At 70.4% G+C, this 17596-nt stretch carries 20 protein-coding genes; 15 read left to right on the plus strand and 5 right to left on the minus strand.

Translation table 11 applies throughout. The features are described from left to right. Window positions 1-111 precede the first annotated feature (111 nt). The 12 genes from secY (at window position 112) to truA (ending at window position 8235) form a co-directional block, all read left to right on the plus strand. Entirely contained in the window at window positions 112-1422 is a 1311-nt protein-coding gene (secY, locus tag BJ998_RS22220) for a preprotein translocase subunit SecY (protein ID WP_184864462.1), read from the plus strand. Further along, entirely contained in the window at window positions 1422-1973 is a 552-nt protein-coding gene (locus BJ998_RS22225; protein WP_184864464.1) for an adenylate kinase, read from the plus strand. The genes secY and BJ998_RS22225 overlap by 1 nt, the downstream gene beginning before the upstream one ends. Before the next feature lies 1 nt (window position 1974). Next, complete coding sequence (gene map, locus BJ998_RS22230; protein ID WP_184864466.1) at window positions 1975-2766, plus strand: type I methionyl aminopeptidase; 792 nt, start codon at window positions 1975-1977, stop codon at window positions 2764-2766. Between the two features lie 133 nt (window positions 2767-2899). Continuing rightward, complete coding sequence (locus tag BJ998_RS22235; RefSeq protein WP_184864468.1) at window positions 2900-3376, plus strand: DUF1707 domain-containing protein; 477 nt, start codon at window positions 2900-2902, stop codon at window positions 3374-3376. Between the two features lie 188 nt (window positions 3377-3564). Next, window positions 3565-3786 carry a translation initiation factor IF-1 gene (infA, locus tag BJ998_RS22240; protein WP_005166804.1) on the plus strand — a complete coding sequence of 74 codons (222 nt, stop codon included), beginning with the start codon at window positions 3565-3567 and terminating at the stop codon, window positions 3784-3786. A gap of 98 nt (window positions 3787-3884) precedes the next feature. Further along, a complete protein-coding gene (rpmJ, locus tag BJ998_RS22245; RefSeq protein WP_022925314.1) occupies window positions 3885-3998 on the plus strand; it encodes a 50S ribosomal protein L36 in 114 nt (37 codons plus the stop codon). A gap of 225 nt (window positions 3999-4223) precedes the next feature. After that, on the plus strand, window positions 4224-4604 hold the full coding sequence (gene rpsM, locus BJ998_RS22250; RefSeq protein WP_184864470.1) for a 30S ribosomal protein S13: 381 nt from the start codon (window positions 4224-4226) through the stop codon (window positions 4602-4604). A 29-nt stretch (window positions 4605-4633) separates the two neighbouring features. After that, window positions 4634-5041, plus strand: a complete 408-nt coding sequence (gene rpsK, locus BJ998_RS22255; protein ID WP_116172425.1) for a 30S ribosomal protein S11 — start codon at window positions 4634-4636, stop codon at window positions 5039-5041. 23 nt (window positions 5042-5064) lie between these two features. Further along, window positions 5065-5670 carry a 30S ribosomal protein S4 gene (rpsD, locus tag BJ998_RS22260; protein ID WP_184864471.1) on the plus strand — a complete coding sequence of 202 codons (606 nt, stop codon included), beginning with the start codon at window positions 5065-5067 and terminating at the stop codon, window positions 5668-5670. A gap of 86 nt (window positions 5671-5756) precedes the next feature. Next, window positions 5757-6812: a DNA-directed RNA polymerase subunit alpha gene (locus tag BJ998_RS22265; RefSeq protein ID WP_184864473.1), complete on the plus strand. Its 1056-nt coding sequence runs from the start codon at window positions 5757-5759 to the stop codon at window positions 6810-6812. A gap of 32 nt (window positions 6813-6844) precedes the next feature. Continuing rightward, window positions 6845-7387, plus strand: a complete 543-nt coding sequence (rplQ, locus tag BJ998_RS22270; protein ID WP_184864474.1) for a 50S ribosomal protein L17 — start codon at window positions 6845-6847, stop codon at window positions 7385-7387. Further along, entirely contained in the window at window positions 7384-8235 is an 852-nt protein-coding gene (truA, locus tag BJ998_RS22275; protein WP_312890272.1) for a tRNA pseudouridine(38-40) synthase TruA, read from the plus strand. Before rplQ ends, truA begins: the two co-directional genes overlap by 4 nt. Here the strand turns inward: truA and BJ998_RS22280 are convergent. From BJ998_RS22280 to eccE, 3 genes are read right to left on the minus strand one after another with little or no spacing between them, the layout of a single operon-like run. Next, window positions 8228-9316: a WD40/YVTN/BNR-like repeat-containing protein gene (locus BJ998_RS22280; protein WP_184864477.1), complete on the minus strand. Its 1089-nt coding sequence runs from the start codon at window positions 9314-9316 to the stop codon at window positions 8228-8230. The genes truA and BJ998_RS22280 overlap by 8 nt on opposite strands. A gap of 60 nt (window positions 9317-9376) precedes the next feature. Then, a complete protein-coding gene (locus tag BJ998_RS22285; RefSeq protein ID WP_184864479.1) occupies window positions 9377-10111 on the minus strand; it encodes a hypothetical protein in 735 nt (244 codons plus the stop codon). Beyond that, the gene (gene eccE / locus BJ998_RS22290) at window positions 10108-11289 is read right to left on the minus strand and encodes a type VII secretion protein EccE (protein ID WP_312890562.1); all 1182 of its coding nucleotides are present in this window, start codon (window positions 11287-11289) and stop codon (window positions 10108-10110) included. The genes BJ998_RS22285 and eccE overlap by 4 nt, the downstream gene beginning before the upstream one ends. Window positions 11290-11560: 271 nt before the next feature. Between eccE and eccB the strand changes: the two genes are divergently transcribed. The 3 genes from eccB to BJ998_RS22305 are packed head-to-tail and all read left to right on the plus strand — an operon-like array spanning window position 11561 to window position 14608. Further along, window positions 11561-13195 carry a type VII secretion protein EccB gene (gene eccB, locus BJ998_RS22295; RefSeq protein ID WP_184864483.1) on the plus strand — a complete coding sequence of 545 codons (1635 nt, stop codon included), beginning with the start codon at window positions 11561-11563 and terminating at the stop codon, window positions 13193-13195. 52 nt (window positions 13196-13247) lie between these two features. Next, a complete protein-coding gene (locus BJ998_RS22300) occupies window positions 13248-13562 on the plus strand; it encodes a hypothetical protein (RefSeq protein ID WP_184864485.1) in 315 nt (104 codons plus the stop codon). Further along, window positions 13559-14608 carry a WXG100 family type VII secretion target gene (locus tag BJ998_RS22305; protein WP_184864487.1) on the plus strand — a complete coding sequence of 350 codons (1050 nt, stop codon included), beginning with the start codon at window positions 13559-13561 and terminating at the stop codon, window positions 14606-14608. The genes BJ998_RS22300 and BJ998_RS22305 overlap by 4 nt, the downstream gene beginning before the upstream one ends. A gap of 45 nt (window positions 14609-14653) precedes the next feature. Here BJ998_RS22305 and mycP read toward each other — a convergent pair whose 3' ends face one another. Next, a complete protein-coding gene (gene mycP / locus BJ998_RS22310) occupies window positions 14654-16117 on the minus strand; it encodes a type VII secretion-associated serine protease mycosin (RefSeq protein ID WP_184864489.1) in 1464 nt (487 codons plus the stop codon). A gap of 7 nt (window positions 16118-16124) precedes the next feature. Next, on the minus strand, window positions 16125-17522 hold the full coding sequence (eccD, locus tag BJ998_RS22315; RefSeq protein ID WP_184864491.1) for a type VII secretion integral membrane protein EccD: 1398 nt from the start codon (window positions 17520-17522) through the stop codon (window positions 16125-16127). Window positions 17523-17596: the final 74 nt, after the last annotated feature.

Here is a 17596-nt window from a genome sequence, read left to right on the forward strand (position 1 = left end):
TCGGGCCCCGCCGGCACGAAGCGTTCCTGGCTTGCTCGCCAGGTCGTCAGCCGACATGGGTCGGACAAGCCGTTCACCGGTCGGAGACCGGTGACGCCGAGGAGGTCACGCGTGCTTGGCGCCTTCCGCTCGGCTCTCGCGACGCCGGACTTGCGCCGCAAGATCCTTTTCACGTTGGGGATCCTTGCGCTGTATCGGCTGGGCTCGCAGCTGCCTTCCCCGGGCGTGAACTTCGGAAACGTTCAGCAGTGCATCCAGAACGTGGACCAAAGCGGTGTCTACGGCCTGATCAGCCTGTTCAGCGGTGGCGCGTTGCTCCAGCTGTCGGTGTTCTCGCTGGGCATCCTTCCGTACATCACGGCGAGCATCATCATCCAGCTGCTGACGGTGGTGATCCCGCGCTTCGAGCAGCTGAAGAAGGAAGGCCAGGCCGGCCAGAACAAGCTGACCCAGTACACCCGGTACCTGACGGTCGCGCTGGCCATCCTGCAGTCCACCGGCATCATCGCGCTGGCCACCCGTGGCCAGCTGTTCGGTTCCTGCCCGGCGCAGGTCATCCCGGACCAGAGCCTGTTCTCGCTGAGCGTTGTCGTCATCACCATGACCGCGGGCACCGCGATCATCATGTGGTTCGGCGAGCTCATCACCGAGCGCGGTGTCGGCAACGGCATGTCGATTCTGATGTTCACCTCGATCGCCGCCCGCATCCCGAACGAGGGCCAGACCATCCTGCAGCAGGGTGGCGGCCTGGTGTTCACCGCGATCTGCCTGTTCGGCCTGCTGATCATCGGCTTCGTCATCTTCCTCGAGCAGGCGCAGCGCCGGATCCCGGTGCAGTACGCCAAGCGGATGATCGGCCGCCGGATGTACGGCGGCACCTCGACCTACCTGCCGCTGAAGGTCAACCAGGCGGGCGTCATCCCGGTCATCTTCGCCTCGTCGCTGCTCTACCTGCCGCAGCTGATCATCTCGCTGACCACCAACCAGGGCGGCAGTGGCAGCTGGCAGCAGTGGATCCAGAGCTACATCGTCGACCCGAGCAGCTGGGGCCACATCGCGCTGTACTTCGCGCTGATCATCTTCTTCACGTACTTCTACGTGGCGATCACGTTCAACCCCGACGAGCGCGCCGACGAGATGCGCAAGTTCGGCGGCTTCATCCCCGGCATCCGCCCGGGCCGGCCGACGTCGGAGTACCTCACCTACGTGCTGAACCGGATCACGCTGCCCGGCTCGCTGTACCTGGGCCTGGTCGCCGTGCTGCCCACCTTCTTCCTCAGCGTCACCGGGTCGAACGGCACGAACAACAACTTCCCGTTCGGCGGCACCGCTGTGCTGATCATGGTTGGCGTCGGTCTCGACACGATCAAGCAGATCGAGAGCCAGCTCATGCAGCGCAACTACGAAGGGTTCCTGCGCTAGTGAGACTCGTCCTCGTCGGCCCGCCAGGCGCGGGCAAGGGTACTCAGGCAACCGTGCTCAGCGAGAAGCTCGGGGTTCCTCACATCTCCACCGGGGACCTGTTCCGGGCCAACATCGCCGAGGAGACGCCCCTCGGGCTGGAAGCCAAGAAGTACCTGGACACCGGCGCCCTGGTGCCGGACTCGGTGACCAACGCGATGGTCAAGGACCGGTTGGCGCAGTCCGACGCGCAGTCCGGGTTCCTGCTCGACGGCTTCCCGCGCAACACCGCCCAGGCCGATGTGCTGGCCGAGATCCTCGCCGAGTCCGGCGAGTCGCTCGACGCCGTGCTGGAGCTGGACGTGCCCGAGGAGGTCGTCGTCGAGCGGCTGCTCGCCCGTGGCCGGGCCGACGACACCGAGGAGGTCGTGCGGCACCGGCAGGAGGTCTACCGGTCGGCCACTCGGCCGCTGCTGGACTACTACGACGAGATCCTGGTCACCGTCGACGCCGTCGGCGAGATCAGTGAGATCACCGAGCGGGCGCTCAAGGCGCTGCGCGCTGGAGTCTGAGTTGCTCAAGCGAGGTCGCGGTATCGAGATCAAGACGCGCGGCGAGCTGGAGGCGATGCGGGCGGCCGGGATTGTGGTCGCCCGCTCCCTGGCCCTGATGGCCGAGCGGGCCGCCGCCGGCGTCAGCACCGCCGAGCTGGACGAGCTGGCCGAGCAGACCATCCGGGACGCCGGGGCCGTGCCCTCCTTCAAGGGCTACCACGGCTTTCCCGCGTCCATCTGCGCGTCCGTCAACGACCAGGTCGTGCACGGCATTCCGAGCCGCACTCAGGTCCTCGCCGACGGTGACCTCATCTCCATCGACTGCGGCGCCATCCTCGATGGCTGGCACGGTGACGCCGCCGTCACCGTCCTCGTCGGACCTGGCACCGACTCCGACCGCAAGCTCTCCGAGGCCACCCGTGCCTCCATGCATGCCGGCATCGAGGCCGCCGTCGTCGGCGCCCGGCTCACCGACATCTCCTTCGCCATCGAGAGCTCCGTCCTGCGTTCCGACGAGGCCGATGGCGTCGAGTACGGCATCGTCACCGACTACGGCGGCCACGGCATCGGCACCCAGATGCACATGGAGCCGTTCCTGCCGAACTTCGGCAAGCCCGGCAAGGGTCCGCGCCTCAAGGCCGGCATGGCCATCGCCATCGAGCCCATGCTCACCCTCGGCACCGACCAGACCAAGGAACTCGACGACGGCTGGACCGTCATCACCGCCGACGGCACCCGCGCCGCCCACTGGGAACACTCCATCGCCATCACCGACGACGGCCCCTGGATCCTCACCGCCCCCGAGGACTGAGCTCGGCGCGTGCCTGCGCCGCGCCCGGGGTGCCCGGCCTTGGCCAGGGCTGGCACAGGTGTTCGACGCGCGAAGGACCGACAGGCCAATCGTAACGGTGTTACCGAACGTGGGTGGCTGGCAGGATGGTGGGGTGGAGCAGCCAGTGCCGCCGGATGCGAGGCGGGTGTCGGATGCGGACCGCGGGCTGGTGGCGGGCCAGCTGAAGAAGGCGCACGCGGAGGGCCGCCTCGACCTGGACGAGTTCGACGAGCGGACCCGCAAGGTGTGGGCGGCGCGGACGTTCGGCGATCTGGCGGAGGTGACGGCGGACCTGCCGGACGTGCGTCAACCGGTGCCGTGGTCGCGGTCGGAGCTGGCACAGGAGCCGACGCCGGCGAGCCGGCCGACGGCGGAGGTGGCGAGGCGGCCGCAAGGGCGCGGGGCGACGGTGATGCGGGTCGCGACGGGCGCCTGGTTCGCGGCGAGCCTGGTCAACTTCGTGATCTGGGCGATCGTGGTGTTCACCGAGGGCATGGTCTACCCGTGGTGGATCTGGGTGGCCGGCCCCTGGGGAGCCCTGCTGGTCGCGGGCTACATCCTGGGCATCGGACGCGACAACCGGGCGTGACCTGCGCCTCGATTTGGGTAAGACCCAGGAGCACCGTACACTGGATTGACGGCGCACTCGTCGCGTCGATTCCGTCGTGCCTGCGGTGATCTTGAAGTCACCGCGTTCGTGATCTCGGTGGGCGATCGGAGTCGGGGTGTCGCGCGGGCCGCACACCAGTCATACCACCGTCACGAAACGCGGAGGACATGGGCAAGAAGGACGGGGCCATCGAGGTCGAGGGCCGCGTGGTCGAGCCACTCCCCAACGCGATGTTCCGAGTCGAGTTGGAGAACGGCCACAAGGTTCTCGCGCACATCAGCGGCAAGATGCGGCAGCACTACATCCGTATCCTGCCGGAGGACCGGGTTGTCGTGGAGCTGTCGCCCTACGACCTGTCCCGCGGCCGAATCGTCTACCGCTACAAGTGACCTCCACGTTGGGGACGTGGGGCGCTGCTGAGCATGAGCGTCACACGCCGTGGGCCAGCCCTCGGACCCCCTAACTACTCGCACAGGAGTGCACGACCGTGAAGGTCCAGCCGAGCGTCAAGAAGATCTGCGACAAGTGCAAGGTGATCCGCCGCCACGGCCGGGTCATGGTGATCTGCGACAACCTGCGCCACAAGCAGCGCCAGGGCTGATCACCGACCTCGTGCTCGTCGTCGGTCCCTGAGTGGACGCGACCACAAGTACACACACCTCCTCGACCCTGCCGGGCGCACGCGTCACGCACCCGGCTCACCCCCGGACTCCAGGCCGGGGCTGGGACAGCGCCCGTGCGAGCGGGCGTATCGGCACAGCGAGTCGGTCCCAGAACGGACGAGGAGCAGACCTGGAGCGATGACAAGTGAGGAGCAGTACGCCGCATGGCACGACTCGCTGGCGTCGACCTCCCCCGCGAAAAGCGGATGGAGATCGCGCTGACCTACATCTTCGGCATTGGCCGGACTCGCTCGAAGGAGCTCCTGGCCGCGACGGGCATCAGCCCGGACCTGCGGGCCAAGGACCTGGGCGACGACGACCTCGCCAAGCTGCGTGAGCACATCGAGGCCAACTACAAGGTCGAGGGTGACCTCCGCCGCGAGGTCCAGGCCGACATCCGTCGCAAGATGGAGATCGGCTGCTACGAGGGGCTTCGGCACCGTCGTGGGCTTCCCGTGCGTGGTCAGCGGACGAAGACCAACGCCCGCACCCGCAAGGGCCCGAAGAAGACGGTGGCCGGCAAGAAGAAGGCCGGTAAGAAGTAACCCCCGCTAGCTAGGAGATCTCCGAAGAAATGCCACCCAAGACTCGCTCCGGCGCCGGGGTCAAGAAGATCCGGCGCAAGGAGAAGAAGAACGTCTCGCACGGGCACGCCCACATCAAGAGCACGTTCAACAACACGATCGTCTCCATCACGGACCCGACCGGCGCCGTGATCGCGTGGGCCTCCGCCGGCCATGTCGGCTTCAAGGGCTCCCGCAAGTCCACGCCGTTCGCCGCGCAGATGGCCGCCGAGAACGCCGCCCGCAAGGCGGCCGAGCACGGCATGCGCAAGGTCGACGTGTTCGTGAAGGGCCCCGGCTCCGGCCGGGAGACCGCGATCCGTTCGCTGCAGGCGGCGGGCCTCGAGGTCGGAACCATCCAGGACGTGACCCCGCAGCCCCACAACGGCTGCCGCCCGCCCAAGCGGCGCCGGGTCTGAGGCACGGGGAGGAGTAAGCACAGATGGCTCGTTACACCGGCCCCGCGACGCGCATCTCGCGTCGCCTCAAGGTCGACCTCGTCGGCGGCGACCAGGCTTTTGAGCGCCGTCCGTACCCGCCCGGCCAGCACGGCCGCGGCCGCATCAAGGAGTCCGAGTACCTCCTGCAGATGCAGGAGAAGCAGAAGGCTCGCTACACCTACGGCGTGCTGGAGCGTCAGTTCCGCCGCTACTACGAGGAAGCGGTTCGCAAGTCCGGCAAGACCGGTGAGAACCTGCTGCAGATCCTCGAGTCGCGGCTGGACAACGTCATCTACCGCGCCGGCCTGGCCCGCACCCGCCGCCAGGCTCGCCAGCTGGTCAGCCACGGTCACTTCATCGTGAACGGCCACAAGGTGAACATCCCCAGCTACCGGGTGTCCAAGTGGGACATCATCGACGTGAAGCCGAAGTCGCTGCCGACGCTGCCTTTCGAGGTCGCCAAGGCCACCTTCGGTGAGCGCCCGGTCCCGGCTTGGCTCCAGGTGGTTCCGTCCAACCTGCGTGTTCTCGTGCACCAGCTCCCGGAGCGGGCGCAGATCGACACGCCGGTCTCGGAGCAGCTGATCGTCGAGCTGTACTCGAAGTGATCCCCTCCGGCGCGGCCGCCCTCGGGCGGTCGCGCCGGGACTCGGTCGACGTCAAATAGCGGGCGTCGTACGAAAGAAGGTAAGCAGTGCTCATCTCTCAGCGACCCACGCTCGCCGAGGAGCCCATCAACGACACCCGGTCCCGGTTCGTCATCGAGCCGCTGGAGCCCGGGTTCGGCTACACGTTGGGCAACTCGATCCGGCGCACGCTGCTGTCGTCCATCCCGGGCGCGGCCGTGACCAGCATCCGGATCGACGGCGTGCTGCACGAGTTCACCACGGTTCCCGGGGTGAAGGAGGATGTCACCGACATCATCCTGAACCTCAAGGAGCTGGTCGTGTCCTCCGAGGAGGACGAGCCGGTGACCATGTACCTGCGCAAGCAGGGCCCCGGCGCGGTGACCGCGGGCGACATCGTGCCGCCGGCCGGTGTCACCGTGCACAACCCCGACCTGCACATCGCCACCCTCAACGCCAAGGGCAAGTTGGAGATCGAGCTCGTCGTCGAGCGCGGTCGCGGCTACGTCCCGGCGGTGCAGAACAAGCAGGCCGGCGCCGAGATCGGCCGGATCCCGGTCGACTCGATCTACTCGCCGGTGCTGAAGGTGACGTACAAGGTCGAGGCCACTCGTGTCGAGCAGCGCACCGACTTCGACAAGCTGATCCTGGACGTGGAGACCAAGCCGTCGATCACGCCCCGGGACGCCGTCGCGTCCGCGGGCAAGACGCTGGTCGAGCTCTTCGGGCTGGCCCGTGAGCTCAATGTCGACGCTGAGGGCATCGAGATCGGCCCGTCGCCGGCCGAGGCGGACACCATCGCCGCGTTCGCGATGCCGATCGAGGACCTGGACCTCACCGTCCGGTCCTACAACTGCCTCAAGCGTGAGGGCATCCACACCGTCGGGGAGCTGGTCTCGCGCAGCGAGGCCGACCTGCTCGACATCCGCAACTTCGGCGCCAAGTCGATCGACGAGGTCAAGCTCAAGCTCGTCGGCCTCGGCCTCGCGCTGAAGGACAGCCCGCCCGGGTTCGACCCGTCGGTCGCCGCGACCGACTTCCCGGCCGACGCGGGCTGGTCCGACGCGGGCGTGGACAGCCACCACGACGACGGCCAGGACTACGCAGAGACTGAGCAGCTCTGACCCAGCTGTTCTAGACCACAGGAGCAACGGAAATGCCGACCCCCACCAAGGGCGCCCGGCTTGGCGGGTCTCCGGCCCACGAGCGGCTGCTGCTGGCCAACCTGGCCACCGCGCTGTTCACCCACGGGCGGATCAAGACCACCGAGGCCAAGGCGCGCAAGCTGCGTCCGCTCGCGGAGCGGCTGATCAGCAAGGCCAAGCGCGGCGACCTGCACAACCGTCGTGAGGTCCTCAAGACCATCCGCGACAAGGACGTGCTGCACAAGCTGTTCGCCGAGATCGGCCCGCACTTCGCCGACCGCAACGGTGGCTACACCCGCATCGTGAAGACCATGCCCCGCAAGGGCGACAACGCCCCGATGGCCGTGATCGAGCTGATCGCGGACAAGCTGGTCACCACCGAGGCCGAGAAGGCCCGCGGCACCAAGTTCGCCAAGGACGAGGCCGCTGCCGCCCCGGCCGCCGAGGTCGTCGAGACCCCGGCCGCCGAGGAGGCCGCTGACGAGGCCACCGAGACCGAGGCTGTCGCCGAGGCCGAGGAGACCACCGAGGCTGAGGACAAGAAGTCCGAGTGACGTCTGTCCACGACGAGCCCGCCACCCCCGCCGGGGATGGCGGGCTCGTCCGCGTTCGGCTGGACCTCGGTTACGACGGCACCGAGTTCTCCGGCTGGGCCCGCCAGCCCGCCCGGCGCACGGTGTGCGGTGTGCTGGAGGACGCGCTGTCCCAGGTGTTCCGCCGGCCGCTGACGCTGACCGTGGCCGGTCGCACCGACGCCGGCGTGCACGCCAGCGGGCAGGTGGCGCACGTCGACCTGCCCGTCGAGTCCGACGTGGACGGCCTGGCCAAGCGGCTGTCCCGCATCCTGCCCGCCGACGTGCGGGTGTTCCGGGCGACCCGGGTGCCCGACGAGTTCGACGCCCGGTTCTCCGCGCTGCGCCGGCACTACGCGTACCGCGTGGCCGACGCCCCCTTCGGCGCCGACCCGCTGCGCCGGCTGGACACGATCTCCTGGCCGCGGCCGTTGTCGCTGGCGGCCATGTCCGAGGCGTCCCGGCTGCTGCTCGGCGAGCACGACTTCGTCGCCTTCTGCAAGCGGCGCGAGGGTGCCACCACCATCCGCGAGCTCCAGCGGCTGGAGTGGAGCCGCGGCGACGACGACGTGCTCACCGCCGCCGTCTCCGCCGACGCCTTCTGCCACTCCATGGTCCGCAGCCTGGTCGGGGCCCTGCTCGCCGTCGGCGAGGGCCGCGAGCCCGTCGACTGGCCGGCCTCGCTGCTGCGCTCGACCGAACGCTCCAGCTCCGTCACCGTCGCCCCGCCGCACGGCCTGACCCTGGTCCGCGTCGACTACCCCGCGGACCAGGACCTGGCCGCCCGCGCCGCGATCACCCGCAACGTCCGGGTCAGCAGCGCTAGCTGAACGTGATCGGCTGCCAGGTGTGGCCGGAGTCGGTCGTCCGGTAGAGGACGGAGCCGTTGAACGCGTCGGGCGAGCCGGTGACGACGGTGCCGAAGGCGTAGTCGACGAACCGCAGGTCGGCCAGGCCGAAGCGGTCCTCGTCGAGCTGGGTGGTCTGCCAGGTGTTGCCGCCGTCGGTGGTGCTGTACAGCAGCTCCAGGCCGCCACCGGTGGCGGCGATGGTGGCGTTCTGGGCGGAGCCGGCGGCGAAGCCCTGGATGATGCCGGCGAGCGGGGCCTCGGCGTCGGAGGGCAGGAACCGGACGCCGAGGGCGGCTGCGGTGACCAGCTGCTTGTGCATGTGGCCCGGGGAGGGATCGGCGGGGTCGCCGAGGCAGAGGGCGACCACCTTGCCCTCGCGAACGCCGTCCAGCGCGGTCTGCTTGGACACGTCGCAGGGCAGCGGCGACGGCGTGAAGTGCATGGCGTCGGTGGAGGTCCAGTACTTGCTGCTGGCGTGGTCGGCGCCGACCGAGACCTGGACGCCGCCGCCGACGGCCAGGTCCCCGTACGTGATGCCGCCGTCGATGGACATGCCCGGCACGGCGGTCAGGGTCCGCGCGCCGACCTTGCCGGTGTAGAGCTGCGTGGTGTTGTGGTCGGGCTGGCTGAGGGTGCTGGCCAGCGCCAGTACCTGCCCGTCGGCGATGGTGATCTTGTCGAGGTAGCTGGGGCTCGGCAGCCCGGCCAGCGCCACCGCGAACCAGTGCCGGCCGCCGTCGGTGGTGGCCTGGATGTGCTCGCCGTCGGAGACGAAGGCGTGCTTGCCGTCCGGCACGGTCAGCGAGACGTGGTTGTGGTTGTCCGGCAGCGAGATCGGCGGGACCGTCAGCCGGGACCACCGAGCGCCGCCGTCGGTGGTCTCCAGCAGGTACCCGGTGGATCCGGCGTAGCCGAGCACGTAGCCGTGCCGCGGGGTGAGCCAGCTGCTCGACGCCGGTGCGAAGCCGGCGGGCACCGTGGCGGCCACGGCGGTTGCGGGCACGGCGAGCAGGGCGGTCGCCGCCGCGACCGCCAGGGCCGCACATCGTGTGAACGTCATGATGCGGTGACGGCCGGTGACACGATCGGGTTGCGTCGGTTCCCGGCCAGAAGCCCTGGATCAGTCGCCGCGGCGCACCGGGCCGAGGATCTGCTTCTCGCCCTCGCTGGTGACCAGCCGGATCGGCACCCACAGGTCGCGGCCCAGCGCCAGCACGTGGTCGTCGCGCAGCTGGGACAGCTCGGTGACCCGTGCCGGGTTGAGCCGCCAGATCCGGGCGGCCAGCTGCGCCTGGGCGGCCTGCAGCCGCTGGATCAGCACCAGGTCGGCGTTCATGGCGAGCGACCCGGCCTGCGGGTGCAGGTAGGGCAGCACGTACATGGTGGTCTGCCACGGCGTGCGCGGCGGCAGCAGCTCGACCGGGGTGGCGCCGCCGTCGTGCACGACGAGCAGCGGGTTCTCCTCGGAGCTGTCGGGCAGCTCGATCGGCGACAGCCGGCGGATCGACACCACCGGCAGCGGCCGCTCGCCTCCGCCGGTGGTGGTGGCCTGGGCCAGCGCCTGCCACGCCTGCGGCCGGCCGGTCGCGATGATCACCCACGCGCCCGCGGCCAGCGCCCGCAGCGCGAGCTGGCGGGCCAGGTACAGGCCGCCGAGCGCGACCACGCGGGTCGGCATCGGGCGCAGCAGGGAGACGCTGGCCGGCTCGTTGGCGGGGTCGCTGCCGATCAGCGTGCCGCCGCGCTCGGCCGACGGGCTGACGGCGTCGAGCAGCTCGGGCGACACCAGGTACTCGGGGGCGAGCCCGCCGACCTTGCCCATGGTGTCGCGGGACCGGGTCTGACTCGTGCTCATGCCCATCCTCCGAACGGCAGCGTCGCGGCCAGCGCGGCGGTCTGCAGGCCGCGCAGCGGGGTCACGTCGAACCCGAGCTGGTCGGACATCTTCTCCAGCCGGTCCTCGGCCCGGGACAGCTCGGACGGGGTGCGGGCGCTGAGCCGCACCAGCCCGCGCAGCCCGACCTGGCCGTCCTGGCCGCCGGGCGAGATGGCCAGCGCGACGGTGGAGGACAGCGCGCGGATGCTGGTGAACGCGTTCAGCCCGGCGGCGACGCCGCCGCTGGGCCATCCCGTGATCGAGTAGCTGGAGTGGCCGACGCCGGCGGCGGTGACGCCACCCCACTTCTCGGCCAGCCCGACCCGGCCCTCGGCATTGAGTGCGCCGGACAGCTCGCCGATGGCGATGCCGGTGGCCAGCAACTCGTCGGCGTCGAGCGGACGGGTCGGCACGCCGCGGCCCTCGAGGGCGCTGCGCACCCGGGACAGCGCGCCGATCAGCGCCCGGTGCGCGCCGACCACGCCGCCGCCGCGTTCACGGATGGCGGCGCCGCAGCGCCGCGGGTCCAGCCGGACGGCCACCAGGGTGGTGCGCCGCGCGGAGGCCGGCAGCGCGCCGAGCACCTCCATGTACGAGGAGAGGGCGGGCGAGTTGGGCGGCAGGACGGCGCTGCCGGGGTAGCAGTGCCACAGCACCCGGATCGAGTCCAGCACGACGCCGCGGTCCTCCAGGCACGGGGCGAGCGCCCCGAGCGGCAGGTTCGGCGCCTTGCCGATGGGCGAGACGAGCAGCGGCTCCAGCTCCACGCGCAGGACGGCGGTCCAGACGCCGTCCTGCCACGCCATGCCGACGGGCGCGCGCTCGTGGTCGACGGCGTGGGCGACGACGAGGTCCGGCACCGCCAGCCGGAGCAGCGCGACCCGGGCGTCCTCGGCGCCGATGACCTTCGTCTCACCGTCCTCGTCGACGGGGGCGGCTGCCGACTCGGCGGGAGAAGTGACGCGGCTGTGCGAGCGGAACAGGTAACGCACGGTGAGCCCGACCCACTGGGTGAACCAACGGCCGTTCCACCGGATGAAGGTCAGGATGAGCGCGAGCCCCGCGATGCCGCCGGCGACCGGCAGCAGGGAGGTGTTCACCGCGAGCAGCCCGAGGCCGATCGCCACGCCGACCTCGAGCACGACGAGGTTGGCCACCGGCAGGCCGCCGATGCTCGCGCCCGCCTTGCGCCGGCGTGCCGGCGGCACGCGTCGCGGCGGCGGGGCTGCCTGCGCTTGCGGCGGGGGCGCGCCCTTGCTGGGCGGGCCCGGGCGTTGCGTGGTCACGGACATCCGCTCGATCTTCCCCTCGGTGTGCGCTGCGATATCGGGTGGTGGCCGATCGGGTCGTCCCGAAGCACACCCGGCCGGCACTGCCTCCCGCTATCCTGCGAAACCGTACCGCGAACGGGAGAGCTGCGAGCCGCGAATGCCTTCGACACCTACGAGCAAGTCCCAGGTCCAGGCGTACCGATTCATGCTGAGGCGGATGGAGTCCGCCTTGGTGCGCAAGGACTCGGTCATGCTGCACGACCCGATGGGGTCGCACATGCGCTCGGCGGTGGTGGGCGTGCTGCTCGCCATGGTCGCCGCCATCGGCTTTGTCCTGTTCGCCGTGCTCAGCCCGGCGGGCTCGGTGCCCGAGTCCAACGGCGTGGTGATCGGCAAGCAGTCGGGCGCCGTGTACGCGCTGATCACCGACAGCAACAACAACAAGCGGCTGGTGCCCACGTTCAATGTGACGTCGGCTCGGTTGATCCTGTTGGCCAACAACAGCGGCGGCGGGGCGCAGGGCGCCAGCTCGCCGGCGGCGGCCACGCCCGCGGTGGTCGACGACGAGGTGCTCAACGGCCTTCCCCGCGACAAGAAGCAGGGCATCGTGGACGGTCCGCAGCTGCTTCCCGTTGGGCCGCAACGGATCGGCAACTTCTGGGACGTGTGCGACACGCTGCCGGACAACGCCGACAAGAGCTCGACGCCGACCACGTCGGTGATCGGTGGTGTCGACGGGATCGGCTCGGAGATCAGCCTGTCGCAGCCGCTGCTGGTCACGCCGGACCGCGGCAACTCGTACTACCTGATCTACCGCAAGTCCTCGTTCAGCACGAGCCTCGGCCTGAAGAACACGCGCGTGGTCAAGTCCGAAGTGGACCTGGACAAGGACAAGGCCATCGCCAACACCTACCGGTTGCAGCAGCAGTACGCGCGGCCGATCAGCTCGGCCGTGCTGAACGCCATCCCGGGCACGGTGGCGCTGAGCCTGCCGGGCATCCCCGGCCGCGGCGAGCAGCCGACCAGCTACCAGGCGCCGGACAACGCGAAGATCGGCGACGTGCTGCACACCGTCGAGGTCGACAACTCCGACCACTACTACGTGCTGGTGGCCGAGGGCCGGCACGAGGTCTCCCCGATTGCGGCCGAGGCCATCTACGAGAACGGTGGCACCAAGCCGCACAACGTGGAGCCGGGCGACGTGAAGGCGATCCCGCGCGTCGGCACGGCGTGGGCGCTGGACGAGTTCCCGGTGGAGAAGGTCAACCCGGTCGACATCAACGAGTACCCGGCGGTGTGCGCGGCCTGGAGCTACCCGAACAACAGCCCGCTGCTGACCGTGCGCATTCTCGAGGCCCACAAGCCGCTGCTGCCCAACAACGCCAAGCCGATCAAGCTGGGCACGCCGAGCACCGACGGCACCAAGATCTCCGAGTTCTACCTGCCCACCGGGCAGGCCGCCGTGGTCCGGGACAGCACGTCTACTTCGGACGAACGCACCGGGCCGGTGTACGTGATCTCCGATCTCGGCGTGAAGTACGGCTTCGCGTCGTCGATCACCGGCATGACCCCGGACCAGGTCGCGGCCGGCGTCGGGCTCGGCGACCCGGCGACCTACCCGCCGGCGCCGGACGCGATCGTGCGGCTGCTGCCGCAGGGCACCGCGCTCGACCCGGGGGCCGCGCTGCGTACGTACGACACGATGCAGCCGCCGGCCACCGCCGGCAGCTACCCGACCGCGGCGCCGAGCAACCAGCAGGGTGCGCCGCCGGCGGGCGGGGCGGGGAACTGAACGCGGCCCGGGCGCGTCGAAGGGACCGGATCAGTCGGCGAGAGGGGATGACGTGAGCGGCGTGCGGATCGATCCGGACTGGATCGCGAGCTATGCCAAGACGGTCTCCCGGTCGTCGGAGGAGCTGGGGTCGGCGCGGGACGCGCTCAAGGGCGCGCCGCTGCCGGCCGACGCCTTCGGCCAGCTCGGCCGCAACACCGGTGCCGACACCGCGTACGCGCAGGCCGCGCGGACGTTGTCCGACCAGCTGTCCCGGGCCGTGGACGCGCTCACCGCGGCGGCCGAGGGGCTGGCCAAGACCGCCGACCACTACGGCTCGCACGACCAGGACGTCGCGGCCCTGCTGAAGAAGGCGGGTGGCAAGTGAGCGCGTCGCCGGCCCACCTGGACTACCTGTCGCAGATCAGTCGCCAGCTGGGCGTGACCGATCCCGTCGAGGAGTACTACGCGCCGCTGGTCGGCAAGTGGTCCGCACTGCGGGACGAGGCCGACCGCTGGCGCAAGGCGGCCAAGGCCGCCGGCGAGGTCACTGACACGCTGACCAAGTCGCTGGGCGGGCTGGACGCGTCGTGGCAGGGCAAGGACGCCGACTCGTTCATGGCGTACATGCAGTCCTACGGGCTGTCCGGCCATGACCTCGCCGATGCGATGAACGCCATGGCCGACGCCTTGGAGCAGACCGCCAACAGCGTCGAGCACCTCGTCGACCAACTCGGCGACACGCTGGCGGAGAGCGCCGACACGGTGTCCGAGGCGCTGTCCGTGCCGGTGCACGGGGAGAAGCGGGCCACCGAGCACCTGGACGACCAGCACGAGCCGACCAAGCAGCTGTTCGAGTCGGTACGGGACGTGCTGGAGGCGTTCACCAAGCTGTGCAGCGGTGTGCACGGCGGCGACGCCTTCTCCAAGATCACCGTGAAGCACCCGATGCCGACCTCGAACTGGTCGTACGACTACGCCCCGCCGGCCCAGCCGCAGCCCGCCGCGGCGACCAGCCCGGCGGCCGCCGCCCCGGCCCACGCGGCGGCTTCAGCGGCGGGTGCCGCCCACGCCGCCGCGGGTGGCGGTCACGCGGGTGGTGGTGGCGGTGCCTCGATGCCGGCAGCGGCCGGGATCGCGCACGAGGCCGTGCAGGCGCCCGGCGCCGGCAATGTCGCCGGTGTCGCCGAGCCGACCGCCGCCGAGCACTTCACGCCCCCGCCCGCCAGCGCCCCGGCTGCTGCGGCGGCCGCGCAGGGCGGTGCGGCGCAAGGCAGCGGCGGCATGGGCATGATGGGCGGCATGGCCGGTGGTCAGAAGGGCCAGGGCGGCGAGGACCAGGAGCACAAGTCCAAGATCCGCCTCAGCGGCGATTTGCGGGACCTGCTCGGCAAGCCGGAGAAGACGGCGCCGACCGTCATCGGCGAGAACTGACGCCAGCACCGGCCCGGCACGGCTGTCCGTGCCGGGCCCGGTTGCTCACATCCGCAGCCGCTGCGGAGCCGGCCGGTGGTTGCGCCGGGAGCGGCTCGTGGCGTGCACGACGAACAGCGTGATCAGCAGCAGCGCGACGCCGATCAGCGTGCCGTACATGGCGAACATCATCGGCGACAGGCTTTTCGCCTCCGCCACACCGACATCGGACGGAATCTGCACGGCCTTGGCGGTCGCCGGCGAGTTCGGCTCGCCCGGGACGACGGCGGTCAGTGCGGCGACGGGATCGATCATGCCGTAGCCGACCTGGTTGTTGCGGCCGGACGGCGTGCCCGGGTGCTGCGCGGTCATCTCGATCCGGTGCATCACCTGGTACGCGTTGAGGTTCGGGAACTGCTGCTTGACCAGCGCGGCCAGCCCGGCCACGTACGGGGCGGCGAAGCTGGTGCCCTGCAACGGTTGCGGCTTGCCGCCGACGATCTCCTGGTTGACCAGGCCGGTTCTGGAGCCGGGGTCGAGGCTGATGATCCCGGTGCCCGGCCCGGCGACGCTGACCCACGGGCCCCACATGGTGAAGTTGGCCGGCGCTCCCGCCGCTTGCCCGTTGTTGTCGGTGGCGATGGCGGCCACCGACAACACGTCCTCGGCGAACCAGGCCGGCGATTCGATCCACTTGGGCCGGTTCGGGTCGGGGGCGTCGTTCTGGGTGGTGCAGCCGGGGCCCTGGCTCAGGTTGCCGGCGGCGGCCACCAGCACGACCTTCTTGTCGGCCACGGCGTAGTGGATGGCCTGCTGCAGGATCTTCTGCGATTGCTGATCGGCGCCGCTCATGGTGGGCGAAAGGCAGGCCGACAGCGACATGTTGATCACGGTCGCGCCCCGCTGGACCGCGGTCAGGATGGCGTACGCGAGAGTGATGGAGTTGCCGGCGGGACGGTCGCTCTGGTCGGTCGGCGCCTTCACCGTGATCACCGAGCTGGACTGGCGGATCGGCAGGATGGTGGCCTTGGGGGCCACGCCCTGGAAGCCCGAACCCAGGCTGGACGTGTCCGCGCCGATGATGCCGGCGACCTCGGTGCCGTGGCCGTCGCAGTCCTGCTGGTTCACGCCCGGGACGTTCAGGTAGTCGGCCTCGGGCAGCAGGCGGCCGCTGAGCGCGTTGTGCGGGTTCACGCCGGTGTCGATCACAGCCACGGTCTGGCCGGCGCCGTTGGCGTACTGATGCGCCTCGTCCAGGCGCAGCCAGGTCTGGCCGTTGGGCACGTCCTTGATCGGCTGGCCGCCGCTGGACGTGATGCAGGCCTGTTTCTGGGTGAAAACCACGTTCCCGTTGGCGCTCTTGTCCACCGGCCCGTTGGCCGGCGGTCCGGTGTAGTTCAGCGCCGGCGGCATCCACGCGTCCGGGTCGGCGGCGGGGTTGGTGTCCTGCGCCAGCGCGGGGGCCAGGCCGGGGCCGAGCAGGGCGACGACGACCGTCGCCGCGAGCGCGGTTGTTCTGGTGATCCGCATGGTTTCCTCAGAGGTTCAGGTGGCGCAGCGTGCTGTAGAGGTCCATCACGGCCAGCGCCAGCGGCACCACCGCGGCGATGCAGATGGCCTCGAACACGTCGACGGACCGGCGCAGCACCGGCGAGAACTTGCGGTTGGGGAAGGCGACACCGAGCACCAGCGCGGCCGCGCCGACCACGATCAGCGTGCCGAACACCCACAGCAGCCGGCCGAACGGGTCGGACAGCGCGATCCAGCCGGCCAGCACGCCCGCGCCGGCGACGATGCCGCTGGCCAGCAGGGCGACCGCCTGGCTGCCGTTGGCGTACGTGCGCGAGCGCAGCAGCATCACCAGCGTGACGACGACGGCGAAGACCGGGCCCCACACGGTGCCGGAGGTGGCGGCGAGCACGGCGGCGATCGCGGTGGTCACGCCGGCGCCGATGATCATGCCGGTCATGTACTCGTGCGCGAGGCCGGCTCGCTTCTCGATCATGGTGTACTCGGGGAAGCCGCCGTCGTCCTTGAGGTCCTCGGCGTTGCCGGGCACGGTCGGCAGCGGCAGCTTGGCCAGCCGGATGGTGAAGCGCGGCAACCACGACAGCGCGACGAGCGACACCGCCGCCGCGCCGGCGGCGACACCGGCGATCGGCTGCGTGTCCAGCAGCGCGCCGACGAGGAAGGCCAGCCAGCCCAGGGTGGACGCGGTCGCGGCCGCGATGAACACCGTCACGCCCGAGCCGACGAGCAGGATGCACGCCCAGGAAACGATCATCACGAGCAGGCAGGCCAACAACAGGCTCCACCGCGTGAGTTCGCCGGGAATCACGTAGAGGCCGGCGACGAACGCCATCGGCAGACCACCGGCGGCGGCCACGATCACACCGGTCACCGGCACCTGGTAGACGCGGGTGAGCACGGCGCCGACGGCGACGCTGGCGATCATGCCGACACCGGCGGCGATCGCGGCCACCAGGCCGTAACCGCCGGGCATCAGCGGACCGGCGAGCAGCACCGCCACCGCGGCGCCGATCAACGCGACCGTGCCGGCGACATGGCCGATCCGCCTTGCCGTCTCGGCGGTCCACGGCCGGAAACTGTCCGGATTGGACTCCGCGATGGCGTCGACGACGTCGTCGTACAGCGGCGGCGGCGGATTCTCCGAGCGGCGGCGCAACTGCAGCAGGTCACCGTCGACGACGCCGAGCGAGGCCAGCGTCCGGCTGGCGTCCAGCGGGCTCTCGCCCAGCTTGGCCAGGCACCAGCCGCCGTGCCGCGCGCCGCCGTCCGGTTTGACCTCCTTGGCCATGTGCAACAGCATCGGCATCAGGTCGGCAACCGCGACGTCGGACGGCAACGCGACGTCGATCCGTGTCTGCGGCGCGACCACCGTCACCCGGCTGAACACCGTCGTACCGGTCGCCACCTGGGCCCCCTCATCTTTCGGTCTCGTGTGGACTCACCACCACCGCGTGCAGCCGTTTCGCATCCGAACTCCGC

The organism is Kutzneria kofuensis, from assembly GCF_014203355.1.
GTDB classification, from domain to species: Bacteria; Actinomycetota; Actinomycetes; order Mycobacteriales; family Pseudonocardiaceae; genus Kutzneria; species Kutzneria kofuensis.